This window comes from Micromonospora sp. NPDC000121 (assembly GCF_042899165.1).
Classification (GTDB): Bacteria; Actinomycetota; Actinomycetes; order Mycobacteriales; family Micromonosporaceae; genus Micromonospora.
The window spans coordinates 756,099-780,888 of sequence record NZ_JBIAZP010000001.1; the positions used below are offsets into that span (position 1 = coordinate 756,099).

Sequence of the window (24,790 nt, forward strand, 5' to 3'; positions counted from 1 at the left end):
GGGGTGGTGCGCGTCCAGGTGTGGCGCCTCCCCGCGGTCCCGGGCGGCGGCCCGCCCGGTCGCCGCCGCCCCGGCCGTCGCGCCGACGACCTGACTTTCGGGGGTAACGACGCAGGTGGTGGGCTTTGTAACCTGGGCCGCGTGGCAGGTTGGTGGCGCGGCGGGCGGCAGCGGTGGCTCCCTCTCCTCCGGTTTGGCGGGCCGCCCTCCGGCGGGCGGGCCGCGGCGTGGGTGAAGGTTCTGGCCGACGTGTCGCTCGGGGTGGTCCTGTCGGCGCCGATCGCCTGGGACCTGGCCGTCGCCCCGCCCGGCCCGTACGCCGGCTGGCGGCTGGCGGGCTCTCTCCTGCTGATGGCCCTCGCGGTGGCGGTCAGTCGGCACCACCCGACGGTCTCCCTGCTGATCGTCGTGGTGCCGACCGCGTTCGAAGGCAACTTCGTGTTCGCCATCCCGGTGATGAGCTACCTGGTGGGTCTGCGGATGTCCCGGGCCCGCCCGGCCGCGTACACGTTCGCCGTGATCGCGGCGGGCGGGACCGCGCTGACGGTCGGCGTCCTCGGCTCGGGCGTGACCACCTGGTTCTTCCTCACCACCACCCTGCTCTTCGTCGGAGTGTTCCCCTGGCTGGTCGGCCGCTACCGCCGCCAGCAGCGGGCCCTCGTCCACGCCGGCTGGGAACACGCCGATCTGCTCGAACGGCAGCAGCGCGCCGCCGCCGAGCGGGTCCGGATGCGGGAGCGGGCCCGCATCGCCCAGGACATGCACGACTCCCTGGGCCACGACCTGGCCCTGATCGCGCTGAAGGCCGGCGGGCTGGAGGTGGCGACCGATCTCGACGAGCGGCACCGGCGGGCGGCGGGGGAACTGCGTGCCAGCGTCACCGCCGCGACCGAGCAGCTCGCCCAGATCATCGGCGTGCTCCGCGAGGACGGTGCGCCGGCTCCGACCCGGCCGGCCGCCGAGGGCGTCGCCGACCTGGTGGGGCGGGCCCGCGACGCCGGGATGCCGGTCCGGCTGAGGTGGGACGGGCCCGAGGCGCCGGCACCGCCGATGGTCGAGCGGGCGGTGCACCGGGTGGTCCAGGAGGCGCTGACCAACGCTACCCGGCACGCGCCGGGCGCCGCCGTGACGGTCCTGCTGACCCGCTCGGCCGAGCAGACGGTGGTGAGCGTGGTCAACGAACCGCCGCCGGGCGGTCCGCCGCCCGGCGTGGCCTCGACGGGTTCCGGCCTGCTGGGCCTGCGGGAGCGGGTACGGCTGGCCGGTGGCGCGCTGAGCGCCGGGCCACGCGGCGGCGGTTTCGAGGTCACCGCCCGCCTGCCCCACGCCGCCGGCGCCGCGTCGGTCGACGCCGACGAGGGCGTACGTCCGGTCCGGCCGGCGTCGGCGACCCGGTTGCGCGAGGCGCGGCGGCGGGTGCGACGCAGCCTCGTGGTCGCCGTGGCCGCCCCGGTGGTGGTCGCCGGCGTGCTGTCACTGGCCTACTACCCGTTCGCCACCTTCGACGCGGTCCTCGATCCGGCGGACTTCGACCGGATGCGGATCGGTCAGCACCGCACCGAACTGCGGGGCCTGCTGCCGGACCGTCAGGTCGTCGAACGGCCGGACCCGGCGGACTGGCCGCTACCCCCGGGCGCCTCCTGCGAGTTCTACACCGACGGCAACTTCCCCCTCGGCCAGGCCGCCTACCGGCTCTGCTTCGCCGGGGACCGGCTGCTGACCAAGGACCGGATGTCCGACTGACGGCTGCCGGCGACGAGCCGGCCAGGCTCGTCGTCCACGCGACGCGTACCCGCGCGGGCGGAATGCCGTCCGCGCCCGATCCCTGAGGAGATGCGGTGATCCCGGTCCTGCTGGCCGACGACGAGGCGATGATCCGGGCCGGAGTGCGAGTGATCCTGGCGGCGGATCCCGAGATCGAGGTGGTGGCGGAGGCCGCGGACGGGCGGGCCGCCGTCGACCTGGCCCGGGCGCACCGGCCACGGGTGGCCTTGCTGGACATCCGGATGCCGAAGCTGGACGGGCTCGCCGCCGCCGTGGAGATCCGCCGGCTCGTGTCCGACACCGCGGTGCTCATGCTCACCACCTTCGGCGAGGACGACTACGTCGTGCGGGCGCTCGGTGACGGGGCCAGCGGCTTTCTGCTCAAGGCCGGTGACCCGCGCGAACTGCTGGCCGGGGTGCGCGCGGCGGCCGACGGCGGTGCCTACCTGTCGCCGCGGATCGCCCGGCGGGTGATCGAGCTGGGCGGCGCGCGGATGGCCCGCGGCCCGGCCGCCCGGGGCCGCACCGGGACGCTCACCGACCGGGAACGTGAGGTGCTGGCGCTGGTCGGGGCCGGGCTGTCCAACGCGGAGATCGCCCGGCGACTGTTCCTGGTCGAGGGCACGGTGAAGAGCTACCTCAGCACGATCTTCGCCCGGCTCGGCGTGCGGAACCGGGTGCAGGCCGCGATCGTCGCGTACGACGCCGGCCTGGTGGACGACGCCGGGTGACGGCGGTCCCCCTCGAACCGCCGCCACCCGGCCCCCGATCAGTCGTCCCGCGGTTCCGGCACCGCCGCCACCCGGCCCCGGGTCAGGCGTCCCTGGACCGCAGCACCGCGTAACCGGCGAGCGTCGCCGCGAGCGCCCACGCGGCGAGCAGGGCGAGGCCGGCCGCCGGCGGGTACGGGTCGGTGTCGCCGTTCATGAAGTGGGACCCGGCCACCCCCGGCAGCCCGTCGACGAGCCGGTTGACGAACTCGATGTCGAGGGCGCCGAGCGAGATCGGCACCACCATGAGGATCATGAACACGGTGGTCAGCGTGCCGACCGCGCTGCGCAGCACCGTCCCGAGCCCGAGGGTGAAGACGCTGATCAGGGACAGGTACGCGGCCACCGCCAGCACGTCGCCGACGGTCTCCGCCGCCCGGAACCGGCCCCACTCGCCGAGCACCGGGTCGGCGACGGCGGAGCCCAGTGCCCCGAGCAGTGCGCCCACCACGAACGTGACCACGGCGACCACGGCGGTCTTGGCCAGCAGCAGTCGGCCCCGTGACGGGGTCCACTGCAGCGTGCTCCGGATCGTGCCGGTCGCGTACTCGGCGGTGATCACCAGCATCGCCAGCGCGATCACCGTGAACTGCGACAGGAGGACGGCACTGATCGCGACGGCGCCGGGGCCGATCACCCCCGGGTTGTCGGCCGGGTCGGAGTTGGTGTTCTCGTTGACCACGTAGATGGCCTCCTGCCCGGCCGCCGCCGCCATCAGCAGGGCACTGGCGAGCAGGTTCCACCAGACCGAACGCACCGACCAGAGCTTGGTCCACTCGCTGGCGATCGCGCCGGTCAGGCCGCCGCCGGTCGCAGCACCGCGCCGGGTCGACCGGTCGCCGGGCAAAGTTGTCGTCGCCGTCGTCATGCCCGCGCCCCCGATCCGGTTGCCAGCGCGCCGTACTCGACGTCGTCGGCGGTCAGTTCCATGTACGCCTCCTCCAGTGACGCCTCGCGCACGCTCAACTCGTGCAGGCGTACGCCGATCTCGTGCGCCAGGTCGCCGACCTGCGCGATGCCGGCGCCGGTGACGACGAGCGCGCCGTCGTCCTCCTGCGCGACCGCGACGCCCGCCGCGACCAGCCGGCGACGCAGCTCGGCCAGGCCGGCCGGTTGGGGGCTGCGCACCAGCACCGCCGTCGACGAACTGCCCCCGATCACCTCGGCGATCGGGGCGTCGGCGATGAGCCGGCCCCTGCCGACCACCACGAGCTGGTCGGCGGTGAGCTGCATCTCGCTCATCAGGTGGCTGGAGACGAAGACGGTCCGACCCTCGGCGGCCAGGGACCGCATGAGTTCGCGGACCCAGCGCACCCCGTCCGGGTCGAGCCCGTTGACCGGCTCGTCGAACATCAGCACCCCCGGGTCGCCGAGCAGGGCGCCGGCGATGCCGAGGCGCTGGCCCATGCCGAGGGAGTAGGTGCCGGCCCGCTTGCCGGCGACGTTGGCCAGGCCCACCGTGGCGAGCACCTCGTCCACCCGTCGGGTGGGGATGCCGTTGCTGCGGGCCATCGCCAGCAGGTGGTTGCGGGCGCTCCGCCCCGGGTGCACCGCCTTGGCGTCGAGCAGCGCACCGACCTCGCGCAGCGGATGCCGCAGGGTCGCGTACCGCCGGCCGCCGACGAGCGCCTCGCCGGCGGTGGGCCGGTCCAGACCGACGATCATGCGCATCGTGGTGGACTTCCCCGCACCGTTGGGGCCGAGGAAACCGGTGACCCGGCCCGGCGTGATGTCCAGGGTCAGGTTGTCGACGGCTGTCGTCGCGCCGAAGCGTTTCGTCAGCCCGCGCAATGTGATCATGATTCTCCCGGTGGATGTGCCATCTTGGCGTCGACGCTAGAAATCCGCCGGGTGCGGCACAGCCGCCGATCGGCATCGGCCAGCCCTGACGAAAGTCAGGACCGTCGAGAAAGTGCGGGGCCGGGACGGTGGCCCGTACGCCGTCACCGGCCCCGACGTGGCCGTCCACTGTGGCGACGCCCGGCCGACGCGCCTCGTCCCCGAGATTTCTCAGGGGCGACATGGTTACTTCCGGCAGATGCCGTCGGCGAGCGCCCCGGGCCAGCCTTGCCGCATGCGAACGATTTCTCGACGATGGCTGTTGGGCGGCGCCGCGGTCGCGGTGTCGGCGGCGATGGTGTCGACCGCGCCGACGGCGCTCGCCCAGGCCGCACCGGACCCGGGATCAGGCTCGGCCCCGCCGCCGGCCACGAGCGCGCCACTGCGGTTGCGTCTCCCCGCACCGACCGGCCCGCACCCCATCGCCGCCACCGAACTGCATCTGGTCGACCACGGCCGGCCCGACCCGTGGGTGGCCGCCAAGACGCGAGAACTCATGGTCACGGTCTGGTACCCGGCCCGCCCGGCGGGCGGCGAACCACTCGCGCCGTACCTGCCACCGCTGGCCGCCGAGCGGTACGGCGAGAATCTCGCCGGCATGCTCGGCATCCCCGCCGGGCGGGTCGACTGGGCGGGCATCACCACGCATGCCCGTGCCGGCGCGCCCGCCCGTGCCAAACGCGGAGGATTCCCGGTGGTCGTGTACTCGCCCGGCGGCGAGCGGCCCCGCGCGGAGGGCACGGTCCTCGTCGAGGAACTGGCCAGCCGTGGCTACGTGGTGGTGACGATCGACCACACGTACGAGGCGCCGGTCGTCGAGTTCCCCGGCGGGCGCGTGGAAACGCAGCGCCTACCCGACCTGGAACCCGCCGAGCTCATGCGCGCACAGATCCGCACCCGGACCCAGGACACCCGGTTCGTCCTCGACCAGCTCACCGTCCTCGCCCGCGGCGGCAACCCCGACGCCGGCAAACGCCCCCTTCCGCGCGGCCTCGGCGCCGCGCTGGACCTGTCCCGCGCGGGAATGTTCGGCCACTCCGCCGGCGGATTCACCACCGCCGAGGCGATGCTCGCCGACCGGCGGTTGGATGCCGGAGCGGACCTGGACGGCAGCATGGCGTACGGCAGGGACGACCTCGGCGACGTGGCCAAACACGGCCTGGACCGCCCGTTCCTGCTGATGGGCGCCGGTCTGGTCGGCGGCAGGCCGTACACCCACCTGGACGCCCCGGACTGGCGGTCGTTCTGGGCGAACTCGACCGGCTGGAAGCGCGACCTGTACGTCCCCGAGGGCCAGCACTACACCTTCACCGACCACCAGGTGCTGCTGCCGCAGCTCGCCGCGGCGTTCCCGCTGCCGGAGGAACTCGTCGCCGGCCTGATCGGCACCGTCGACCCGGGCCGGATCGTCGCCACCCAACGCGCCTACCTCGCCGCCTTCTTCGACCAGCACCTCCGCCAGCGACCCCGGGCGCTGCTCGACCGGCCGTCGCCGAGGCACCCCGACGTCACCTTCGTCCGCTGACCGACGGTCGAGGACGCCGCCGGCCCGTCAACGCGGGCCGGCGGCCTCGTCTGCCCCTCCGCCGAGCGCCTGCCAGGCGGGAACGGCGCTGTCCGTCGTCGCTCAGCCCCGGCCCACCTGGAGCCTCGACGTCGCCGCCGCTGCGGGGCGTTGCGGCACGACCACGAGCCCGTAGTTGTAGTTGGCCATCAGCAGATCCTTCAGGCCGTCGTCGTTGATGTCGGCGACCGCGAGCCCGTGCGGGGTGAAGGAGCTGGCGGCCGGCAACTGAAGAGCCCGGTATCGGGCGGCGGGCGAAGCTCGGAACGACGAGCGCCCCCGGTCACCGTGGCGGCTTCCGGGGGCGGTCGAGGATAGGGGGAACGGTCAGATAATGATCTTGTAGATGTTCCAGCCGGAGCCCGCCTTGACCCGCGCGGCGAACGAGCCGTTGCCCAGCCCCGCGTAGTGCCAGAGCACGCCGTCGGAGTCCCGGGCCACCAGGTCGTTGCGGCCGTCCTCGTTCAGGTCACCGATCGCGACCACCGAGTTGTAGATGTTCCAACCGGCGTAGACCCTGACGCGGCTGCTCCAGCCCTTGTTGCCGTTGCTGAGGTAGTGGTACATGACGCCGGTGCTGTCGATGCCGAGCAGGTCGCCGTGGCCGTCACCGTTGAGGTCGCCGGCGCCGATCACCCGCGGGTAGATGCCCCAGCCGGAGCCGACCTGGACGCGGGGGTTGATCCCGCCCGTGCCGGTGGTGGTGTACAGCCACAGCTTGCCGTCGTAGTCGATGCCGAGAATGTCGTCGTGGCCGTCGCTGTTCACGTCACCGGGGGCCAGGATCGACTTGTACATCATCCAGCCCGCACCCAGGCTGACCGTCGCCCGCCCACCGAAGTCCAACTGGCCGATGCCGAGGTGAGCCTTCATGCCGCCGTTGCCGTCCCGGACCAGAAGGTCGGGATAGTCATCGCCGTCGAAGTCGCCGAACGGCACCAGCGCCGACGTACGCGCCGCGCCGGTGCAGCTCAGGCACCAGTCGTCGGTGGCCCCGTTGTCGTACAGCCGGCCGGGGACCGTGCCGTCCTGGCGGGTGCCGTACCAGTGGCCCTCGCCGGTGGACTTCACCCCGAGCAGGCCCGGCCCGCCATGGCAGCCGTAGCCGCGGACGGGGAAGCTACCGCAGTGCAGACCGAAGCCCTGCGTCCCCAGGGTCACCCGCGCGGAGCCGTCACCGGTGGTGCCGGTGAGCGTCCACCGGTACGGGCCGTTGAGGGCGAACACGCCCGAGTCGAGCCGGCCGTCCCAGCTGGCGTAGAGCCGTTCCCGCGCGTTGCCGCCGACCATACGGTGGACGACCTCACCGGTCCATACACGGGTGATGGTCAGCTCCCACCCGGTGAGCGGCCGGGTCAGCAGGAACGAGCCGTCCAACCGCTGCCCAGCGCGAGGGTAGAGGTCGCTCCGCACCGAGGAGATGGCGAACCGCGGTGGCGTGCCAGGGACGCCGGTGTCGAGGACGTGCACCGCATTGTCCGCGTCGACGTACGCGACGCCGGAGCCGTGCCGGTCGACCGCCCAGGTCACCCGGCGGCCGTCGGTCGGGTTGCCGACGGGCAGGTCGGCGAGCTTCACCGGCGCGCGCAGCGTGCCGTCGTGGAAGTCGGTGAGCTGGAGCGCGCCGTTCTCGTGCCGGACCAGGAAGCCGTCGCCCAGCATCACGGGCCCGGCCGGCACGGTGACGTTGCGGTTGCCCTGGAGGTCGTAGACCCCGGCCGGGCCGGCGGCGCCGCATGCCCAGTAGATCCAGCGGACGCTGGTCTGCACCTCGGTCGGGACGCAGGCCGACCCGGTGGAGACCGTGCGGGTGGTCTCCCCACTCTCCAGGTCGATCGCCTTGAGCTGGCCCGTGGTCGACGTGGCGGTCCACAGGGTGTCGAACCACAAGCCGGCACCGGTGATCGGCCCGAGCCGAGTCGTCTTCACGTGAGCCTCATCGATGAGGTACTGGTCGTTTGCCGTGCCGTCGTTGACGAGGATGTACCGGCTGCCCACGTCGACCACCCGGCCGTTGTGGGTCATCAGATCGGTGCCAGAGCTGGAAGGGCCCTGCCGGAAGGTGTAGAGGGTGTCCGGCGCGCCATTTGCGCCCGGGGATATGTAGGCGACACCCGCCTGGTTGCCCTCCACCAACCGCACGCAGGCGACACCTGGTGCGCATGACGCAGGCGGGCGGCTGAACGTGTCCGCGCCGGACTTGACCGATCCGTCGTCCACGATCGGATGGTTGTAGATCGCGTACTGGGCCGCGCCGGTGGACGGGACGATCTGCGTCTGCACGTGCCGGACGAGACCCTGGTGGTAGACGAGACCCGCATTCTCCACCGGGTCTTGGACCCGGAGCAGCGGCGTTGCGGTGGGCGCTGCGCCGGGCTGCGCCGAGATACGGTGCACCGCCCAGTCCTTGGCGCCGGAGCCGCCGACGGCCAGGGCCTGGCCGTCGGGCCCCTGGACCAGCGCCGTGCTGCCCCAGTCGAGCCGCGGCAGGACCGTGCTCCCCGAGCCGCCGGCATCGGACACGCTGACCGCCGGGTAGTAGTAGCCCCCGGTGCTCGCCGCCGCGGTGACCAGGCTGTCACCGACGATCACCGAGCGCTCGATGGTGTCTTGGGGGGCGGACAACGTCCGGGGCTGCGTGTTCGTGCCGCTGGTCAGGCCGCTGCGCGAGTACAGCCGATAGGTGCCGCCGTGGGGCGCGTAGGACGCCCAGCCGACCGTGTCGCCGGTGAGCCGCCAGACGATGCCCACGAGATTGATGGCCGGGGCTTCCGGGATCGGGACGATCCGGGCGCTGGCGAAGTCGAGCAGCCCCGAGCGGCTCTCGATGCCCTCCGCGTACCCGATGACGGCGGAAGTGAGGTTGCCGGTGACCGGGAGGATCACACTGCCGGGACGGGCGCCATCGGGCACGGTGACCGGGGTGTTGCTCGCGACGCTGCCGTCGGAGGCGAAGGTGAGCAGCTCAGCCCTGACCGGCGCGCCGTCCACCCACTTGGAAGCGATCATGGTGTGGCCGTAGACGCCGATCAACGTGTAGCCGGCGGGCGGTGCCCACTGCTGCCAGGTCTGATCCGACAGGTTGAGCACGCTCACCGTCTTGGCGGATGCGGGCTTCGCCGGGACCGCGGCGGTGGTGGAGACGAAGTCGCCGCCGGCCGGCTTCAGCGCCGCAGGCGCGACGCCCGCCAGGTCCTCGACCACCACGGTCGCGCCGGTGTCGTAGCGGGTCCAGAGATACTGGGTCGAGGTGCCGTGGCGGTGCAGGAAACCGGTGACCCCGGCGAAGATGATCGCCTCGTGCGCCGGGACGGTCGCCTCGCTCTCCGGGAACACGGCGATCTCACGTGGCGGGGTGCTGGTTTCGGCGACGGCCGGTGCGGCCGGTGCGACCAGCAGGCCGAGGCCGAGGGCGGCCGTCAGGGCAGCGGCCGGATGACTGCGACCCAAAGGGTCCTCCTGGGATGGCTTGCGGCGCGGAACGCGCCCAGATGCAGTCAGCCTAGCTTGATGATCTTCGACGAGTGTGCCCCCGAACGGCTGAGTCGTGGGTCGGCCGTCGCGGGTGACGGCTGGCTGGCAACCCCCAGGTGGCCGTCTGCCGGTGGATCAGGTCGCCCAGAAGCCGATCTTGTACGCGTTCCAGCCGATGCCTGTGGGTCAAAGGAACATGCCCGGCCGCGCGCCCCTGTGGTCGTGCGGTCGTCGCCAGGCCCCGACCTGTGGCCTGACCCAGGTCAACGCGGGTCACTCCCTGCCACGCGTTCCCACCCCGCAGGTCGCTAGACTGACGACTCGCGCCCTCGTAGCTCAGGGGATAGAGCAACGGTTTCCTAAACCGTGTGTCGCAGGTTCGAATCCTGCCGGGGGCACCAGGTCACAGCCTTGATCACCGATCACTTCTCCGCCTTCCGGGGCTTGCGTGCCCGCTGCGTGCCCGATCGCCTCGCCACCTTCGCCCGGCTCGCGTCCAGGTGCTGAGCAACCTCAGCGTCCCGGCCGTCGACAGCGCGGGCGTAGTGGCGCGTGGTCACGCTGGCATTGGCGTGCCCGAGCCGACGAGCGGCAACCAGGACGCCGTGCGAGTCCGCGACCCAGCTGCGGTCCGGCCCCGGAAGGCGCATTCCTGGGCCGAGGCAAGGTCACGATCATTACCCCGCTGAAGCAGGAGGCGATCAGGTCGCGCCCGGTTGTCGCGATCGAAGACGTGACGGGCTCCCAGCGACTTGGCGATCTGGCGCGCAGCCTCGGCTTGGAACCGTCCTTCGAGTCCATCCCCATCGGCGGCGAGATCGACCTCAACCGTCCCAACCTCGTAGTCATCTCTGGTCCGCGCATCTATGAGCACGTCGCCCAGGTGCTCGCGCAGGACCCCGCCTTGCAGTTCGAGCGTGCCAGCGACGGCCGGTGGACTTTGGTTGACCGCACGACCGGCACCGCGTACCGATCCGGGCAAGACCAGGAGCCGCCGCGCAGCTGGGACGTGGCGTACCTCGGCCGCCTACCGCGACCGGACCGGCAGGGCTCGTTGATCGTCTTCACCGGCATTCATCCGCCCGGTTCTCTTGGAGTCGTCCAGCTGCTCTGCACCCGGATCGGCGAGCTGTACAACGAGGTCAAGACTGGGCACTTCTCCGTGCTGGTCGGCACCGAGTACGACCCCGACACCCGCGAGCCGCGCCAGGTCGAGCTACTGACGCCACTTCACCGGCTGGAGGACAACTGATGCATGTCACCATGGCGACCAGCCCAGCCAAGCCCGGCCAACCCAACGAGGACTTCACCGCGGCCACGCCCAGCGGTGTCGTCCTGCTCGACGGCGCGGGACTGTCCGGCACCATTTCCCGCTGTTCGCACGGCGTCGCCTGGTACACCCGCCACCTCGGGGGCGCACTGCTCGCCGGCCTCGCTGACGACAGCGACCAGGAGCTGCCCGCCATCCTCGCCGAGGCGATCAGCCACACGGCCGCCCTGCATGAGGACACCTGCCAGCTTGACGAGCCCGGCACGCCGTCCGCGACGGTCATCATGCTTCGGCGCAACCGGGACCATCTGGAGTACCTGGTGCTTGCCGATTCTGTGCTCGTGCTCGACCAAGCCAACGACGCGCCGCTTGTCATCAGCGACGACCGCGAGGCACACGTCGGCCGGCACTACCGCGCCGCGATGGACAACCTTCTCAACGGCACACCCGAGCACGACCAGGCCCGCCGCGACTACGTCCAAGCCCTCCGCGCCCACCGCAACAAGCCCGGCGGATTTTGGGTCGCCGCCGCCGACCCCCGCGCTGCCCACGAGGCGATCGTGGGACGCCGACCGATCAAGGACGTGACAGCCGCAGCACTGCTTAGCGACGGAGCAAGCCGCCTTACCGACCGCTTCGGACTCACCGACTGGACCGGGCTACTGGCGATCCTGCACGACTACGGCCCAGCCGAGCTGATCCGCCGCGTCCGTGACGCAGAAGACTCCGACCCGCAAGGCGACCGCTGGCCCCGTGGCAAGACCCACGACGACGCAACCGCCGCCTATTGCACCCAACTGCTCGACGCATAGCGCCGCGTCGCTGTCTAGTCCCACCTGATGCTTGACGAATCCGTCCCAGCACATGCACGACAGTCAGCCTTGGTTCCTCGGTCGCCCTGGTTACAGTCGGTGACATCTGAGTGCCTGCGGGCGCGCTCAAACTCAGGCAGAGAACGAACCATTGCCGCCAAGACGCCATGCACGAGGGGAAGGCCGCCCAGCTCGCTGATCCCGACCCATGCGATGTCGTCATGCTCGTCAGGTGCACGGTTGGTCGGAGAGCCGACCCAGTCTCCAATTTGCCAGACGCCCACGTGAACGGCGTCCTCACCACTGCCGGCATGCAAGACGCCCAACCGTGAAGCGGATTCCGCCGCGATGTGAACACCGAGCTCCTCGTGCATCTCACGCGCGAGGGCTTGTAGTTCCGACTCACCCGCTTCGACCTGCCCCCCGGGCAGATCCCAGACATCTGGGTATACCCGTTTGGTCGGCCTGCGGTGTACCAGCAGGACCGCGCCGTTTTCAACGAGTGCGCCCGTGACGACAACATGCATGACGGGAGTAGAGCACAGGGATAGGACAAGCTTGCCAGAGCCAAAGGGGACGCACAGACGTTCGGATCTGCCGCGATGCAATCGCTACGCGGTGTGGCAGCCCATCGACGGCGGTTCGGCCAAGCCGCGATACGCGCCCGTGTCGCGGACCGTGAAGGCTTCCGCGGCGCCCTTTGAGGATCATGTCGGGCATCAGGTGGGACGTGAGCGTCAAGCATGTCCCGTGACAGGAAAATAGCGCCGCGTCGCAGGTTGCCGAATTGCGCTCTATCAGATCAAGGCGGCCCGCAAGCGGGCCGCGCCGGCCGCGCTCGGCCTGCTGGCGGCGCAAGCGCCGGCATCGGCCGGCGCGCCGGCCGATTGCGGATTTGCCCTGAGGAACCGATGCCTCCGGCGGGGATCTTCGACAGAGATGGGGGCCGCCCACCTCCACCGTGAGTCCGGGCGAAGCCGAACAGACCTGCTCCCCGGTGTCAACACAACGATCCACCGTGTTGACACCGGGGAGCAGGCCCGTTCCACGGTGTGCGGACTCACGGCGGAGATGGGCTTGAGGCAGAGGAGCGGTACGCGCAGAGGTGGGGTCCTCAGCGATCTTCCGGCCAGTTCAAAGCAGCGCGATCTGACCGGGCAGTTCGGGCGGCCCGGACAGCACTGCGCGGAGCTTGTTGATCTGCGGGAACTCACTCACTCACTCCCGCCTCGCTCCAATCGCTCCGCCACTCCGAGTCGTCGCTGAGGACCCGGTCAAGTGCCTCGACCGCCAGCTGCGGCAGGTCGTCATCCAGGTCAAGGGATTCACCAGCAAGCAGGAAGTCCGGTGCGTACGGCGAGGTTATCGGGTCTCCGCCGGGCATCAGAGACGCCACGATCGCCGCCGCCGCGATCGCCGAGACGGCATCGTCATGGTCGAGGTAACCGGTGTTGAGTGCTGCCGTCGTCAGGGCAGCACGAACCATTGCCGCCCGTGCAGACGGATCGGCATCGTGGAGTTCGCCGCACCAGTCCGCGGCAGTGTCGTTGTCAAACGGACCGTCATCCCAGGTGCCCATGTGCTCCTCCACGTTCGCGCTGAGCGGATCATGAAGCGCAACGGGAGCGGACGCAAGGCATGAGAGCGCTTGGCTGGTACAGCCATCGGTACAGCCAAACCGGCGGGCGCGGCGTGCCCGTTCCGTGCCCGATGGGGCGGGCGCCGAGGGTCAACGGCGGTCAGCTCCTGAACGTGGGAGGCAGCGTGACGGCGGCGCAGGCCGAGCCAGGTCACTGCCGAGCGGCTTCCGCCCGTGTCCACACTTCCTAAACCGTGTGTCGCAGGTTCGAATCCTGCCGGGGGCACCTCGAGATCAGCCAAAGTGCTACCTCACCTGCGGATATGCTTCCACGTTGATCGCTCTACCTGTGCATGGTGTGCCGCCCCGAGCCGCCGTTTGTCGCTGTCCACGGACTATTCCTGGATTGATCTTGGAAGGGTGTTCCCAGGTCGCGCCCGTTGTTCCGGTCAAGATCCGGATTCGCCACGGTCACCCTCGTAGCCGCTGTCGTTGCACCCCGCGTCCCGCCGCGCCTGCCGATCCTGCACGAAATAGTCCCCGAGGTCAGCGAGGAGCCGCGCGCGGGCGGCGTCCAGGCGTGCCGTGTAGTCCGGCATGAAGATCTCCACGAGCGACTTATCCAGAGTGCCGCTGATGCGGTGCAACGCCGACCAGACGGCGATGTCCTCGTCAACAGTGGCATCGAACCTCTCAGTACCGATCACCTTGTCAAGCCAATCGGAGAGCACCAGGGCCTGGTCGTGGGTCAGCTTGATCGTGGAGTCCTCGGTCAGGGAGCGTGAGTAGCCAGAGCACGACAGGCAGGCAGGAGTGCAGGCGCTACTCACCCAGACCGCCCAACGCCGCCTGAATCCGCTGGTTCACCGTCGCTTCCTGGCCGTCGATGCACTTGGCGTACACCTTGAGCAGCACGTCGACGGAGTGTCCGGCGCGGGCGGCGACGTCGGGCCCCTTGTGGTGCCCGGCGAGGACGTCTGTTTCCCGGACCCAGCGGTCCATCCTGCTTACGGGTGGTTTGACAGGATCGCGCCCGTGACGAACGCGCAGCCGATCCCTCCCAGCCGTGTTGACCTGGAGGCGCGTTTCGCAGCCATTCTCTCCGGCAGGCAGTCGCGTGACGAGGTGGATCGCTGGGCTACCCGGACCATGCTTGACCTGGAAGGCGTCGAGGTCGACCAGCCGGTGTGGTGGGCACTCGGAATCCTCGCCGGCATCGACCTGCGCCACGGGCCGGATGAGCCGTACCTGCATGACGATGCACAGGTGCGCGGATGGCTCACCGAGTTTCGAGAGCGGTGCGGCATCGAGTTTTCCGGGCTCCGTGTGATCGTGGCCGAGTGAGCAGCCCGGACCTCGACCCCATCACCGCGTTCAGGGGGCATGTCGACGCACTGGCGGCGCATCTCCTCGCCGCCGACGATCCGTACGACATGGCGGTCCAGCTTTGGGCTGATTCCGGTCGTGCGATCTGGGCTGGCGCTCTAGCTGATGGACTGTGCACGGTCTGGGGCGCTCTGACGGACTGGGCCGAGCAGAAGCCCACAGAAGCAGGTCTCGCGTCGGCCGAGATGAAGAGTGCCGCCCGTGGCTGGTTGGAACTCGATCTTCAGGACCAGGAAGCAGTCTCCGCCTACTTCCAGCTCTGGTTGCACCGGCTCTACCCAGCCGTGCCTGATCACCACGCCAGCAGCGACCGCGACGAGGGGCTGGCTGGCCGACACCCTGGGTCGTGAACTCGCCGAGCGACTCAGCCAACGTGACGACGACCTGGACCGGCTTGTCGCCGAGGCCATCGCATCATCGGTGAAACGCCAACCTGCAATCAGGCGCCGCACCCCCGACCACCGTCGGTATCAGCGCCAGGGCTCACGACGGAGCTGGCGATGGCAGCGGTATCCGCATTTGCAGCAATGGCAGGGCCCGGCCGGGTATCGAGCCCGACGGTGTCTCACCGACCCGCTCGGCGCCCATCGCCAGGTAGAACCCTTCCGCGAACGGGTCGGCTTCGATACGTAGGCTCGTGAAGCCGGCCATTCGGGCCGATTGCATCGCGTGGTGCCACAGACGGCGTCCGACGCCGCTACCGATTGAGTCGGGCTCGACCCACATGTTGCCTAGTTCGCCGCTGGGAGGTTCGCCGTCGAGGCTGTAGAAGCCCAGGATTCCACCGGCAGAATCGGCGACGGCAACTCGTCGGGCTCGCACATCCTCGGGCTGAAAGGTCAGCTCCGCCCGGCACGCGTCCAAGAAGGCCTGGTCGTAGCCCCAATGCCCCTTGGATCGAAGGGCCAGTGCGCTGAGCACGCCAGCCTCCTCCGGCCGCGCAGGACGTATCCGTATGACCGTCACGCCGCCATTATCAACGGTTGGTGGGGCGGCTTCTGCGCCCCAACTTCGCAACTCGGCGGTACAGCCAACGGGTACAGGCAAGGCGCGTCCGTCAAACAGCTTGCATCCCCGGCGCCGTCGACGAACGATGGCCCACATGCCGATCACGGTTCGCTCGCTGCTGGCCGAGGACTGGCCCGGACTGTGGCCGATGTTGAAGGACATGGGCGTGAACGGTGATCACCCCGACACCCAACGCGAGCGGTATCTCGAACTGGTCGCGGACCCCCGATGGGCCGTCCTTGGCGCGCAGGCAGACGGCGAACTGGCGGGATACGCGGCCGTCCAGGATCACGGTCCGCACCTTCGGTCAGGCGACGACCACCGGGTTGCCCGACTGCACGATCTCTACGTACGTCCCGACCTCCGCATGGGCGGGGTGGGACGCGCCTTGATGGCGGCGGTATCCGAGTGGGCGAGGCAGCGGGTGCGGTATCTGGAATGGCAGGCACACCGAGAACGCGCGGTGCCCTTCTACGAACGCCTCGGTTACAAGGGCGACCCATGTCCTCAGCCCGAGTACCCCACGTTCGAAATTGACTTCCGCGCGACCTCCGGGTCGGGTGGCTGAACCGTCAGCCGGGCCTTTCCCGCGCTCAGCAGCCGAGCGAGGCGGCGGGCACGAGTGGGGGAAGAAGCGTCAGCGCGCTCTTCGAAATCCTGCTTCGGCTGACGCCTTCCCGCCCTCTGCGCGGAGATCCCGTGCTGACGTCAGGCTTCGATTCGAAGCCAATTGTTGCCGGCGCGAAGCCAGAGACGTCCGTCGCGGCCCTGACCGCAGTGCAGGACGACACGGCCAGGCACTCGTAGCGTCCGCCGGTCGGTCACGCTCCAGGCCGCGTCGACGAACTCGGCCGTCGGCTTGGCGGATCACCAGCACGCCGTCGAACGGGCCCTTCGAACTCCATCGTGATCCGAGCCGTCCGTCGGGTTGACCTCAAGTGAGGTTGAGATAGTCGGATGGGGGCATGCGTGCGATTCAGCTTCACGAGTTCGGTCCCCCCGAAAACCTGGTGCTCGACGACGTGCCGGACCTGTCGCCCGGCCCCGGCCAGGTCCGCATCGCGGTGTCGGCGAGCGGTGTGCACCTGCTCGACACGAGCCTGCGCCGGGGCGAGGCCGGCGGCCCGATGCCGCCGCCCGAGCTGCCCACGATCCCCGGACGGGAGGTCGCCGGCGTCGTCGACCAGTTGGGGGAGGGCGTCGACGGTTCGTGGCGCGGCAGGCGGGTCGTCGCGCACCTGGGCATGGTGCCGGGCGGGTACGCAGAGCAGGCGGTCACCGCGGTCGAGTCGCTCTACGTCGTACCGCCGAATCTGACCTGCGCCGAGGCGGTGGCGGCGGTCGGGACGGGCCGGACGGCGCTCGGGGTCTTCGACCTGGAGACGCCGACGGCGGACGACGTGGTCTTCGTGCCGTCGGCGGCTGGTGGGGTGGGCTGGCTGCTGGTGCAGGCCGCGCGGACGACCGGCGCCACCGTGGTGGCGGCGGCGCGCGGCGCCGACCGGACGGCGGCGTTGCGCGACCTCGGCGCGGACGTGGTGGTGGACTACGGGCTCCCGGACTGGACCGACCGGCTGCGGGAGCGGGTCGGCGGGCTGAGCCTGGTGTACGACGGGGTGGGCGGCGTGGTCGGCCGGGCGGCCCTGGAGCTGATGACGCCGGGCGGCCGGTTCATGATGTTCGGCTGGTCGGCCGGCGAGGCGACCCGCATCGAAACGGACGACGTCATCGGGCGTGGCCTGACCGTGGGCTGGCTGGGCCAGCGGATGCGCGCCCTGCCCGGCGGCATCCCGGCGCTGGCCGACCGGTCGCTGGAGCTGGCCGGGAAGGGCTGGTGGCGTCCGCTGGTCACGACCTACCCGCTGGCCGACGCCGCCACGGCGCACGGCGACCTGGAGGGGCGCCGGGCGCTGGGCAAGGTGGTGCTGACCGTGGAGCGTTGACCGGGCACCCGGCCGCCCCGCGCGTCGGCGGGGCGGCCGGGTGGGCGGCCGTCAGAGCGCGGCGCGGATCGCCTCGGCCAGCGTGGTCGGCTGCCGACCGATCAGCTTCGCCAGGTCGTCGCTCTCGACGTCCAGGTCGCCCTGGGCGATGCCCCGGTCGCCGTCGGCGAGCACCTCCGCGTACGCCTGCGGCACGCCGGCGCCGGCGAGCACCTCGGCGTACTTCTCGACGGGGAGGTCGATGTAGCCGACCTGGCGGCCGGTCTGCCGGGACAGCTCCTCGGCCAGCCCGGTCATGGTGAACGGCGAGCCGGCCAGCTCGTACACCCGGTTGGCGTGGCCCTCGGTGGTGAGCACCGCCGCGGCGGCCTCGGCGTAGTCGGCGCGGGTGGCGCCGCCGATCCGGCCGTCACCGGCCGCGCCCAGGACGCCGTGCTCCAGGTACGTCGGGAGCTGCGGCAGGTAGTTCTCGACGTACCAGTTGTTGCGCAGGAGGACGTACGGCAGGCCGGAGGAGCGGATCTCCTGCTCGGTGGCCAGGTGCTCGGCGGCGAGGAGGAGGCTGGAGGTGTCGGCCTTGGTGATACTGGTGTAGACGACCAGCCCGACGCCGGCCTCCTTCGCGGCGGCGACGACGTTGCGGTGCTGCTGCACCCGCTGCCCGACCTCGCTGCCGGAGACGAACATCAGCTTCTCGGCCCCGGCGAGGGCGGCGCGCAGCGACTCGGGGTCGGTGTAGTCGGCCCGCCGCACCGTCACGCCGCGCGCGGCGAGGTCGGCCAGCCGGTCGGTGTCCCGGCCGAGCGCCACGACCTGCCCGGCGGGTACGCCCCGGCGCAGCAGCGCATCGACGATCAGGCGGCCGAGGTGGCCGGTGGCACCGGTGACGACGATGGACATGGGCACTCCTTGCGTACGTGCGGAAGGTGTCTGACGTCATCGGCAACGGGAATGCGACCGCGATACTTCCCGTTGGAGAGTAGGCACCTTGAAGTGCGTGACTTACCGATGGAGAGTGGCTGTGCACCCGAACGTCTACGCCCGCAACTGCGGCAGCCGGCAGGTGCTGGACCGGATCGGTGACCGGTGGAGCGTCCTGGTCGTGCTCACCCTCGCCGACGGCACGAAGCGCTACGGTGAGCTGGCCCAGCGGATCGAGGGGGTGAGCCAGAAGATGCTCACCCAGACCCTGCGGGCGCTCGAGCGCGACGGCCTGGTGACCCGGACGGTGCACGCGAGCGTCCCGCCACGGGTCGACTACGCGCTGACCGACCTCGGCCGCAGCCTGCTCGACCTGGTCGCCGGGCTGGAGTCCTGGGCCACCACCCACCTCGACGAGGTGGAGGCCGCCCGGGCCCGCTACGACGCTTCGATGTAACGAGATTCTCTGACAAGACGCTGCGCTTGCGGCCCGAGCCTATTCCCAGCTCTGGGAATAGGCTCCGCGTATCGACGGCCGCCACCTGCGGCCATCGCGTACCGGGGTCGGACGCGGATCGAGGGGGCGCGTCCGGCGTCGGTGCCGTTTCTCGTTTCCACACCGGAGGACCCTGTGCGTCGTACCGCACTCTTCGCCACGCTGACCACCGCGGCGCTCGCCGCGGCCGTCGTCGCCGCCACACCGGCAGCCGCGATCAACACCTACAACGCCCTGCCCGCCCCGGAGCGCACCGAGGTCGGCGCCCTGATCGTGCAGTGGGACCGCGACGGCGATCCCGGCACGCCGGACGTCGTGGACTGGTACTGCTCCGGCACCATGATCGACCGCGACGTCTTCCTGACCGCGTCGCACTGCACCACCGACTGGTCGCCGGGCGCCCGGTTCTACGTCTCGCTCGCCCAGGACGTGGAGGCGGAACTGGCCGCCGCGAAGGCCGCCGGGCTCAGCCCGGCGCAGGTGGCCGCCGCCGTCGGCGTCGAGGGCACCGAGCACGTCCACCCCGACTACCCGGGCAACTCCGCCGACTCGCACGACATCTCGGTGGTCACCCTCGACGCCGCGCAGGCCGCCGAGCTGGACCGGCGCTGGGACTTCACCCCGGCCGCCCTGCCCACCGCCGGCCAGCTCGACGCGCTCGGCTCCCGGGCGCTTGACGCCGCCCGCTGGGAGGTCATGGGGTACGGCACAGCGGAGGCCCAGCGCGAGCCCGGCGGGCACGTCCACCCGGGCGGCGGGGTGCGGATGAAGGCCGAGGTCGGCTTCAGCGCGCTCAACAACACCTGGGTGCGGCTCGCCATGAACGAGAGCCGCGACTACGGCGGGGCCTGCTACGGCGACTCGGGCGGCCCGAACTTCGTCACCGTCGGCGGGCAGCGGCTCCTCGCGGCCACGACGATCACCGGCGACGCCCCCTGCTACGCCACCAACGTCACCTACCGGCTGGACAGCGACAGCGCCCGCGACTTCCTGGACGACTTCGTCGACCTGCCCTGACGGCGGGACGCGGCGGCGGCCGGCGGGACCATCGCCGGCCGCCGCCGCGCGTCACCGCCCGGCCGCCCCCGTCGCCGTGGCGCCGGCCGCCCGGGCCGGCCGATCCGGCTGCCGTACCGGGTCGGCCCCGCTCGGCCCGGCCGCCGCCGCTCGCCCCGGCCGGCCGGTCAGCTCGCGGGAAGCTGGTCGACCTTGGTGAGCACCTTGTCGATCAGGCCGTACTCGCGGGCCTGCTCGGCGGTGAACCACCGGTCCCGGTCCCAGTCCCGCTGGATCTCGTCCAGGGTGCGCCCGCTGTGCTGGGCGATCAGCTCCTGCATCGTCCGCTTCACGTGCAGCATGTTCTCGGCCTGGATGGTGATGTCCGCGGCCGTGCCGCCCATCCCGCCGGACGGCTGGTGCATCATGATCCGCGAGTGGGGCAGCGCGTAACGCTTCCCGGCCGTTCCGGCGCAGAGCAGGAACTGCCCCATCGAGCCGGCCAGGCCGAGCGCCAGGGTGCCCACGTCGTTCTTGACGTAGCGCATGGTGTCGTAGACGGCCATCCCCGCGCTCACCGAGCCGCCCGGCGAGTTGATGTAGAGGAAGATGTCCCGGTCCGCGTCCTCGGCGGCGAGGAGCAGGATCTGGGCGCAGATCCGGTTCGCCGATTCGTCGGTCACCTCGGTGCCGAGGAAGATGATCCGTTCCTTCAGCAGCCGGTTGAACACCTGGTCGTCGAAGGACGGATGCCCACCGTCCAACATGCGTACGCCCGTAGCGATCATCGCGCGCCCTCCCACAGGGTGCCGGCGGGCGACCGGAGACGCCCGGGGGACCGGCCCCTCAAGACTGCCCGGTGGACGGCGCGACGCCGTACGGATTCTGCCCGAGGCAGATCCGCTCAGGGCGGAAAGCGGCCGGACCTAGACGGCGGCCAGCCGCCGCCGGCCCGCCCGGCACCGTCCACAGCCGAGCGCGGCACGGGTACGCGGACCGGGGTGACCGCCGCGACCGGAGGCGGGGCGTCCGATCCGGACGGTCGGCCCGCCGGCCCGGGGAGCCAGGTGGAGCAGCGGCCCGCCGGTCCGGAGACCGACGCGGACGACCGGCGTGGTGTCGGGGGCGTCCGCCCGCTCCAGCCCGGCCGGATCGGGCCCGGCCGGAGCGGCCCCGGCGGAGGCCAGTTCCGCCCGGGGCGCGGCCGGGATGCGCGGCTCGACGCGGCGCAGGTCGTCGCGCGCCTCCTCGAGCAGGTCCGACAGGTGGATGCCGAGCGCCCGGCAGATCGCCGCGAGCACCTCCGAGGAGGCCTCCTTGCGACCGCGTTCGACCTCGGACAGGTAGGGCACCGACACCCCGGCGGCCTCGGCCACCTCGCGCAGCGTGCGGCCCTGCCGCAGGCGGAGCCGGCGCAGCACCCCGCCGATCACTCGTCGCAGCAACGACATGCGGGCCTCACTCTCGTGGTCGCCGTCGGGGACACCCCCCCATCATGCCCTGTCCCGGCCCCGCGGACCGGCCCGGTGGGGCGCGCCGCCCGTACGCCAGCCGCGCGGGGGACCAGCGCGTCCAGGTCCTCCGCCCACCCGCCGCCACCGCGTCGTCCGGGTCCCGGGTGCCCGACCGGTTGCCCGTCGGCGACCCCGCCGTGCGGAATCCCGCCGGGCCGCTATGTTGTGGGCGTGCAGGCGACGACGGAGTCGGGGCAGGTCATCAGGTGATCCATTTTCCCGCGCAGCGACGGGGGCCACTGAGCGCGCTGAGCCTCCGGCTTGCCGCCGCCGTCGGCCTGGTCTTCGCCACCGTCGCCGTGGTCTATCTCGACCGGGACGGCTACCGCGACGTCAACGAGGACGGCATGACCCTCCTCGACTGCTTCTACTACGCGGTGGTCACCCTCTCGACCACCGGCTACGGCGACGTCACCCCGGTCAGCCAGGCGGCCCGGCTGGTCAACGTCGTCTACATCACGCCGGCCCGGGTGCTCTTCCTGATCATCCTGGTCGGCACGACCCTGGAAGTGCTGACCGAGCAGTACCGCACCGGGCGCCGCCTGTCGCGGTGGAGGAGAGCCGTGAAGGACCACGTCATCATCTGCGGCTACGGCACGAAGGGCCGCAGCGCGGTCTCCGCCCTGCTAGAGAACGGGCTGGACAAGTCCCGGATCGTGGTGGTGGAGCGCAGCGGCCCGGCGTTGCGGCAGGCCACCTCGGCCGGCCTGGTGGCGATCGAGGGTTCGGCGACCCGCTCGTCCGTGCTGAACGAGGCGCACGTACGCAACGCCAAGGCGGTGATCATCGCGACCGACAGCGACGACGCCTCGGTCCTGGTGGCGCTGACCGTACGGCAGCTCACCGCCGGGCAGGTGCGGATCATCGCCGCCGCCCGCGAGGCGGAGAACGCCCCGCTGCTCAAGCAGAGCGGCGCCCACCACGTGATCGTCTCCTCGGCCACCGCCGGCCGGCTGCTGGGCCTGTCCACCTCGGCCCCGCCGCTGATCGACGTGGTGGAGGACCTGCTCACCCCCGGTCAGGGCATGGCGTTGGCGATGCGCTCCGCCGAGCGGGCCGAGGTGGGCCGCTCCCCCCGGGAGCTGGACTCGCTGGTCATCGCCCTGGTCCGGCGCGGCAAGGTGGTCACGCTGGCCGACCAGGCCGGCGCGGTCATCGAGACCGGCGACATGCTCGTCCATGTCCGCGACGACCGCCCTCAGGCGACCACCGCGCCCTGACCGCCCCCGCGTCGGCCGGCGCCGGGCGGGCTGGCTGTGCCGCGGTCGCCGGCGGTCGTCCCTGAACAGCCGCCCTGCTCCGGCCCATTGGTCTGACGAAGAATCGTCTTCGCGGGTCTTTCTCCGCGCCGGGTCGCCTGCTACCGTTTGGCGGCTTGGAATCGCCGGTGGGCGTAATCGACCGCAGTCGACACGCCGTCAATGGCGCAGGCACGACGGGGGCTTCATCTTTCGCACGTGGGCTGTCGCCCCGAGCGTCGATCGTCGTCTTTCCGTCCGGTCGGACGCATTTCCGCTGAGCCGTTCCGAGCGCCTCGTTAATCGAACGACGGGAAACAATCAGTGGCTGAAGTGGCAACATCCGCAGGAGCCAGACGGCGTTGGTCGGCCGGCATCGTGGGCCTCGCCCTCGCCGGTGCGGCGTTCGTCGCACCCGCTACCGTCGCTCAGGCCGCCCCCACCGGGGACGGCGTGTACGACGCGGCCAGCGGGTCCGGGACCAGGAACCTGGACAAGCTGCCGAACCTGCAGAAGGGCAAGCTGGAGCTGCCCACGCCGGGCGCCAAGGGACCTCGGTTCCAGTCCGGCACCGGTGCGTCCCCGCGCATCGTGAAGGGGGACCTCGCCAGCGCGTCGGAGTTCCCGTACATCGTCGGCGTCGTCACCACGCTGCGGGTCGACGGCGAGCACTACTGGTACTGGTGCACCGGCACGATCGTCGCGCCCAACAAGGTGCTGACGGCCGCGCACTGCGTCACCGACGGGCCGGGCACCACCCGGGTCATCGCCGGTAACGACCAGCTGCTGGACCGTTACGGCAACATCCTCAACACCAGCGGGTACGTCGCCGAGGTGGCGTCCACGTGGACGCACCCGAACTGGAACCTGGCGCAGCAGTACGCCGAGGCGGACGCGCCGATCCGCAACGACCTCTCGGTGATCACCCTCAAGCAGAACCTGCCCGCCGAGTACACCCCGGTCGCCATGGGCACCCAGGGTGACCAGACGCCGTACGCGGCCGGCACCTCCGCGGTGATCGCCGGCTACGGGGCAACCGGGCTGGAGGTTGAGGGCGAGGTCGCGGACAGCCGGCTGCGCAAGGCGACGGTCCCCATGCAGTCCGACTCGTACTGCGACGTCCCGGGGTTGTACTACCCCAGCGAGATGTTCTGCGCCGGGGCGGGCGTTCCCGAGGTCCCGGCGAGCGACACCTGCGACGGCGACTCGGGCGGGCCCATCCTGGTCGGCGGCAAGCAGGTGGGCGTCACCAGCTGGGGCTACGAGTGCGGCAAGGCCCCGGGCTTCTACGTGCGGCTCAACAACTACGTCAACACGGTGAAGGCCGACTTCACCCGGCCGCCGCTGATCAACGCCGACTGGACCGGCGACGGTCACACCGACCTGATCGCCCGGGACTCCTCCGGCAACCTGCGGCTCTACTATGGCAGTGGCTTCAGCAACGACGGGTTCGGCGGCTTCTACATGTCCCGGCAGATCAACGCCGGCTGGGGCGGGTTCAAGCGGGTCTTCCGCGTCTACAACTGGAACGGCGACAATCGGCCGTCCATCATGGCGATGAAGACCACCGGCGAGCTGTACATCTACAACACCGACGGCGAGGGCAACTTCACCGGCGGCGCCAAGCTGATCGGCACCGGGTGGGCGGGCTTCACCGCGCTCATGGTGACGAACAACTGGATGGGCAACAACCGCCCGAGCCTGCTGGTCCGCAAGTCCAACGGCGACCTGGTCCGCTACACCAGCAACGGCGCGGGCGGCTGGGAGAACCCGTCGGGCACCCGGATCGGCACCGGCTGGAACGGGTTCAACCTGTTCCTCACCCCGGGCGCCTGGAAGGGCGACGGGCTTGAGGTGATCATCGGCCGCACCTCGACCGGCATCCTCAAGATGTACCAGTCGGACGGCAAGGGTGGCTGGACCAACCCGTCGGGCACCCAGATCGGCAGCGGCTGGGGCGGCTTCAAGCACATCATGACGCCGGGCGACTGGAGCGGCGACAACATGATGGACATGCTGGGCGTCAACAGCTACAACCAGATGCGGCTCTACACGACCAACGGCAAGGGCCAGTGGATCGACGCGAGCGGCAAGGTGATCTCCAGCGGCTGGGGCTCGTTCAACCTGATCTTCTGATCAGGTCTGCCCCACGCGGCACGGAAGGGCCCGCAACCGACCGGTTGCGGGCCCTTCCCGTACGCCCGTTGCGGGCCGCC

25 protein-coding genes and 1 tRNA gene are annotated in these 24,790 nt (G+C 71.0%); 14 read left to right on the forward strand and 12 right to left on the reverse strand.

From position 1 onward, the window contains the following. Positions 1 to 249 precede the first annotated feature (249 nt). Both ACFY23_RS03680 and ACFY23_RS03685 read left to right on the forward strand, forming a co-directional pair. A complete protein-coding gene (locus ACFY23_RS03680; protein ID WP_350684143.1) occupies positions 250 to 1,743 on the forward strand; it encodes a histidine kinase in 1,494 nt (497 codons plus the stop codon). 128 nt (positions 1,744 to 1,871) lie between these two features. Beyond that, positions 1,872 to 2,495, forward strand: a complete 624-nt coding sequence (locus tag ACFY23_RS03685; protein ID WP_387035877.1) for a response regulator — start codon at positions 1,872 to 1,874, stop codon at positions 2,493 to 2,495. Between the two features lie 82 nt (positions 2,496 to 2,577). Here ACFY23_RS03685 and ACFY23_RS03690 read toward each other — a convergent pair whose 3' ends face one another. Together ACFY23_RS03690 and ACFY23_RS03695 are read right to left on the reverse strand one after the other, a co-directional pair. Then, positions 2,578 to 3,402, reverse strand: a complete 825-nt coding sequence (locus tag ACFY23_RS03690) for an ABC transporter permease (RefSeq protein ID WP_350684141.1) — start codon at positions 3,400 to 3,402, stop codon at positions 2,578 to 2,580. Then, positions 3,399 to 4,334: an ATP-binding cassette domain-containing protein gene (locus ACFY23_RS03695; protein ID WP_350684140.1), complete on the reverse strand. Its 936-nt coding sequence runs from the start codon at positions 4,332 to 4,334 to the stop codon at positions 3,399 to 3,401. Before ACFY23_RS03695 ends, ACFY23_RS03690 begins: the two co-directional genes overlap by 4 nt. A 274-nt stretch (positions 4,335 to 4,608) precedes the next feature. On the opposite strand from ACFY23_RS03695, the gene ACFY23_RS03700 reads away from it, so the two are divergent. Beyond that, positions 4,609 to 5,898: a lipase gene (locus ACFY23_RS03700; protein ID WP_350684139.1), complete on the forward strand. Its 1,290-nt coding sequence runs from the start codon at positions 4,609 to 4,611 to the stop codon at positions 5,896 to 5,898. 102 nt (positions 5,899 to 6,000) lie between these two features. On the opposite strand, the gene ACFY23_RS03705 is transcribed toward ACFY23_RS03700, so the two are convergent. After that, complete coding sequence (locus tag ACFY23_RS03705; protein ID WP_350684138.1) at positions 6,001 to 6,165, reverse strand: hypothetical protein; 165 nt, start codon at positions 6,163 to 6,165, stop codon at positions 6,001 to 6,003. A 99-nt stretch (positions 6,166 to 6,264) separates the two neighbouring features. Further along, positions 6,265 to 9,387, reverse strand: a complete 3,123-nt coding sequence (locus tag ACFY23_RS03710; protein ID WP_350684137.1) for a VCBS repeat-containing protein — start codon at positions 9,385 to 9,387, stop codon at positions 6,265 to 6,267. 349 nt (positions 9,388 to 9,736) lie between these two features. Between ACFY23_RS03710 and ACFY23_RS03715 the strand changes: the two genes are divergently transcribed. From ACFY23_RS03715 to ACFY23_RS03725, 3 genes are all read left to right on the forward strand, one after another. Further along, a tRNA-Arg gene (locus tag ACFY23_RS03715) sits at positions 9,737 to 9,812 on the forward strand. A 332-nt stretch (positions 9,813 to 10,144) separates the two neighbouring features. Continuing rightward, on the forward strand, positions 10,145 to 10,663 hold the full coding sequence (locus tag ACFY23_RS03720; protein WP_350684136.1) for a hypothetical protein: 519 nt from the start codon (positions 10,145 to 10,147) through the stop codon (positions 10,661 to 10,663). Further along, complete coding sequence (locus ACFY23_RS03725; protein ID WP_350684135.1) at positions 10,663 to 11,493, forward strand: protein phosphatase 2C domain-containing protein; 831 nt, start codon at positions 10,663 to 10,665, stop codon at positions 11,491 to 11,493. Before ACFY23_RS03720 ends, ACFY23_RS03725 begins: the two co-directional genes overlap by 1 nt. A gap of 14 nt (positions 11,494 to 11,507) precedes the next feature. Here the strand turns inward: ACFY23_RS03725 and ACFY23_RS03730 are convergent, their stop codons facing one another. From ACFY23_RS03730 to ACFY23_RS03745, 4 genes are all read right to left on the reverse strand, one after another. Continuing rightward, positions 11,508 to 12,020, reverse strand: a complete 513-nt coding sequence (locus tag ACFY23_RS03730; RefSeq protein WP_350684134.1) for an NUDIX domain-containing protein — start codon at positions 12,018 to 12,020, stop codon at positions 11,508 to 11,510. 683 nt (positions 12,021 to 12,703) lie between these two features. After that, a complete protein-coding gene (locus tag ACFY23_RS03735) occupies positions 12,704 to 13,072 on the reverse strand; it encodes a DUF4259 domain-containing protein (protein ID WP_350684133.1) in 369 nt (122 codons plus the stop codon). A 449-nt stretch (positions 13,073 to 13,521) separates the two neighbouring features. Beyond that, positions 13,522 to 13,902 carry a hypothetical protein gene (locus ACFY23_RS03740; protein WP_350684132.1) on the reverse strand — a complete coding sequence of 127 codons (381 nt, stop codon included), beginning with the start codon at positions 13,900 to 13,902 and terminating at the stop codon, positions 13,522 to 13,524. After that, positions 13,895 to 14,074 carry a hypothetical protein gene (locus tag ACFY23_RS03745; protein WP_350684131.1) on the reverse strand — a complete coding sequence of 60 codons (180 nt, stop codon included), beginning with the start codon at positions 14,072 to 14,074 and terminating at the stop codon, positions 13,895 to 13,897. The genes ACFY23_RS03740 and ACFY23_RS03745 overlap by 8 nt, the downstream gene beginning before the upstream one ends. 33 nt (positions 14,075 to 14,107) lie before the next feature. Between ACFY23_RS03745 and ACFY23_RS03750 the strand changes: the two genes are divergently transcribed. Both ACFY23_RS03750 and ACFY23_RS03755 read left to right on the forward strand, forming a co-directional pair. Then, positions 14,108 to 14,416 carry a hypothetical protein gene (locus ACFY23_RS03750; protein WP_350684130.1) on the forward strand — a complete coding sequence of 103 codons (309 nt, stop codon included), beginning with the start codon at positions 14,108 to 14,110 and terminating at the stop codon, positions 14,414 to 14,416. Next, positions 14,413 to 14,808 (forward strand): hypothetical protein, encoded by a 396-nt coding sequence (locus ACFY23_RS03755; RefSeq protein WP_350684129.1) that lies wholly within the window; start codon positions 14,413 to 14,415, stop codon positions 14,806 to 14,808. Before ACFY23_RS03750 ends, ACFY23_RS03755 begins: the two co-directional genes overlap by 4 nt. A gap of 133 nt (positions 14,809 to 14,941) precedes the next feature. On the opposite strand, the gene ACFY23_RS03760 is transcribed toward ACFY23_RS03755, so the two are convergent. Then, positions 14,942 to 15,379, reverse strand: coding sequence for a GNAT family N-acetyltransferase (locus ACFY23_RS03760; protein WP_350684128.1), 438 nt, complete (start codon positions 15,377 to 15,379; stop codon positions 14,942 to 14,944). A 181-nt stretch (positions 15,380 to 15,560) separates the two neighbouring features. On the opposite strand from ACFY23_RS03760, the gene ACFY23_RS03765 reads away from it, so the two are divergent. Next, positions 15,561 to 16,034, forward strand: coding sequence for a GNAT family N-acetyltransferase (locus tag ACFY23_RS03765; protein ID WP_350684127.1), 474 nt, complete (start codon positions 15,561 to 15,563; stop codon positions 16,032 to 16,034). A gap of 397 nt (positions 16,035 to 16,431) precedes the next feature. Beyond that, the gene (locus tag ACFY23_RS03770) at positions 16,432 to 17,409 is read left to right on the forward strand and encodes a zinc-binding dehydrogenase (RefSeq protein WP_350684126.1); all 978 of its coding nucleotides are present in this window, start codon (positions 16,432 to 16,434) and stop codon (positions 17,407 to 17,409) included. 51 nt (positions 17,410 to 17,460) lie between these two features. On the opposite strand, the gene ACFY23_RS03775 is transcribed toward ACFY23_RS03770, so the two are convergent. After that, on the reverse strand, positions 17,461 to 18,309 hold the full coding sequence (locus tag ACFY23_RS03775) for an SDR family oxidoreductase (protein WP_350684125.1): 849 nt from the start codon (positions 18,307 to 18,309) through the stop codon (positions 17,461 to 17,463). A 115-nt stretch (positions 18,310 to 18,424) separates the two neighbouring features. Here ACFY23_RS03775 and ACFY23_RS03780 point away from each other — a divergent pair, with 115 nt between their 5' ends. Both ACFY23_RS03780 and ACFY23_RS03785 read left to right on the forward strand, forming a co-directional pair. Beyond that, positions 18,425 to 18,787 carry a helix-turn-helix domain-containing protein gene (locus ACFY23_RS03780; protein ID WP_350684124.1) on the forward strand — a complete coding sequence of 121 codons (363 nt, stop codon included), beginning with the start codon at positions 18,425 to 18,427 and terminating at the stop codon, positions 18,785 to 18,787. 174 nt (positions 18,788 to 18,961) lie between these two features. Next, entirely contained in the window at positions 18,962 to 19,843 is an 882-nt protein-coding gene (locus tag ACFY23_RS03785) for a trypsin-like serine protease (protein ID WP_350684123.1), read from the forward strand. A gap of 167 nt (positions 19,844 to 20,010) precedes the next feature. Here ACFY23_RS03785 and ACFY23_RS03790 read toward each other — a convergent pair whose 3' ends face one another. Together ACFY23_RS03790 and ACFY23_RS03795 are read right to left on the reverse strand one after the other, a co-directional pair. After that, positions 20,011 to 20,610 (reverse strand): ATP-dependent Clp protease proteolytic subunit, encoded by a 600-nt coding sequence (locus ACFY23_RS03790; protein WP_350687568.1) that lies wholly within the window; start codon positions 20,608 to 20,610, stop codon positions 20,011 to 20,013. A gap of 138 nt (positions 20,611 to 20,748) precedes the next feature. Further along, positions 20,749 to 21,273, reverse strand: coding sequence for a helix-turn-helix transcriptional regulator (locus ACFY23_RS03795; RefSeq protein ID WP_350818889.1), 525 nt, complete (start codon positions 21,271 to 21,273; stop codon positions 20,749 to 20,751). Positions 21,274 to 21,542: 269 nt separating this feature from the next. On the opposite strand from ACFY23_RS03795, the gene ACFY23_RS03800 reads away from it, so the two are divergent. After that, positions 21,543 to 22,556, forward strand: coding sequence for a potassium channel family protein (locus ACFY23_RS03800; protein ID WP_350678141.1), 1,014 nt, complete (start codon positions 21,543 to 21,545; stop codon positions 22,554 to 22,556). Positions 22,557 to 22,952: 396 nt separating this feature from the next. Continuing rightward, positions 22,953 to 24,710, forward strand: coding sequence for a trypsin-like serine protease (locus ACFY23_RS03805; protein ID WP_350678138.1), 1,758 nt, complete (start codon positions 22,953 to 22,955; stop codon positions 24,708 to 24,710). Positions 24,711 to 24,790 lie beyond the last annotated feature (80 nt).

Coding starts and splice junctions, on each gene's coding strand:
- ACFY23_RS03685 (WP_387035877.1), top strand. CDS start 1,872: ATGATCCGGGCCGGAGTGCGAGTGATCCTGGCGGCGGATCCCGAGATC.
- ACFY23_RS03690 (WP_350684141.1), bottom strand. CDS start 3,402: ATGACGACGGCGACGACAACTTTGCCCGGCGACCGGTCGACCCGGCGC.
- ACFY23_RS03695 (WP_350684140.1), bottom strand. CDS start 4,334: ATGATCACATTGCGCGGGCTGACGAAACGCTTCGGCGCGACGACAGCC.
- ACFY23_RS03700 (WP_350684139.1), top strand. CDS start 4,609: ATGCGAACGATTTCTCGACGATGGCTGTTGGGCGGCGCCGCGGTCGCG.
- ACFY23_RS03725 (WP_350684135.1), top strand. CDS start 10,663: ATGCATGTCACCATGGCGACCAGCCCAGCCAAGCCCGGCCAACCCAAC.
- ACFY23_RS03730 (WP_350684134.1), bottom strand. CDS start 12,020: ATGCATGTTGTCGTCACGGGCGCACTCGTTGAAAACGGCGCGGTCCTG.
- ACFY23_RS03735 (WP_350684133.1), bottom strand. CDS start 13,072: ATGGGCACCTGGGATGACGGTCCGTTTGACAACGACACTGCCGCGGAC.
- ACFY23_RS03745 (WP_350684131.1), bottom strand. CDS start 14,074: ATGGACCGCTGGGTCCGGGAAACAGACGTCCTCGCCGGGCACCACAAG.
- ACFY23_RS03765 (WP_350684127.1), top strand. CDS start 15,561: ATGCCGATCACGGTTCGCTCGCTGCTGGCCGAGGACTGGCCCGGACTG.
- ACFY23_RS03770 (WP_350684126.1), top strand. CDS start 16,432: ATGCGTGCGATTCAGCTTCACGAGTTCGGTCCCCCCGAAAACCTGGTG.
- ACFY23_RS03775 (WP_350684125.1), bottom strand. CDS start 18,309: ATGTCCATCGTCGTCACCGGTGCCACCGGCCACCTCGGCCGCCTGATC.
- ACFY23_RS03790 (WP_350687568.1), bottom strand. CDS start 20,610: ATGATCGCTACGGGCGTACGCATGTTGGACGGTGGGCATCCGTCCTTC.
- ACFY23_RS03795 (WP_350818889.1), bottom strand. CDS start 21,273: ATGTCGTTGCTGCGACGAGTGATCGGCGGGGTGCTGCGCCGGCTCCGC.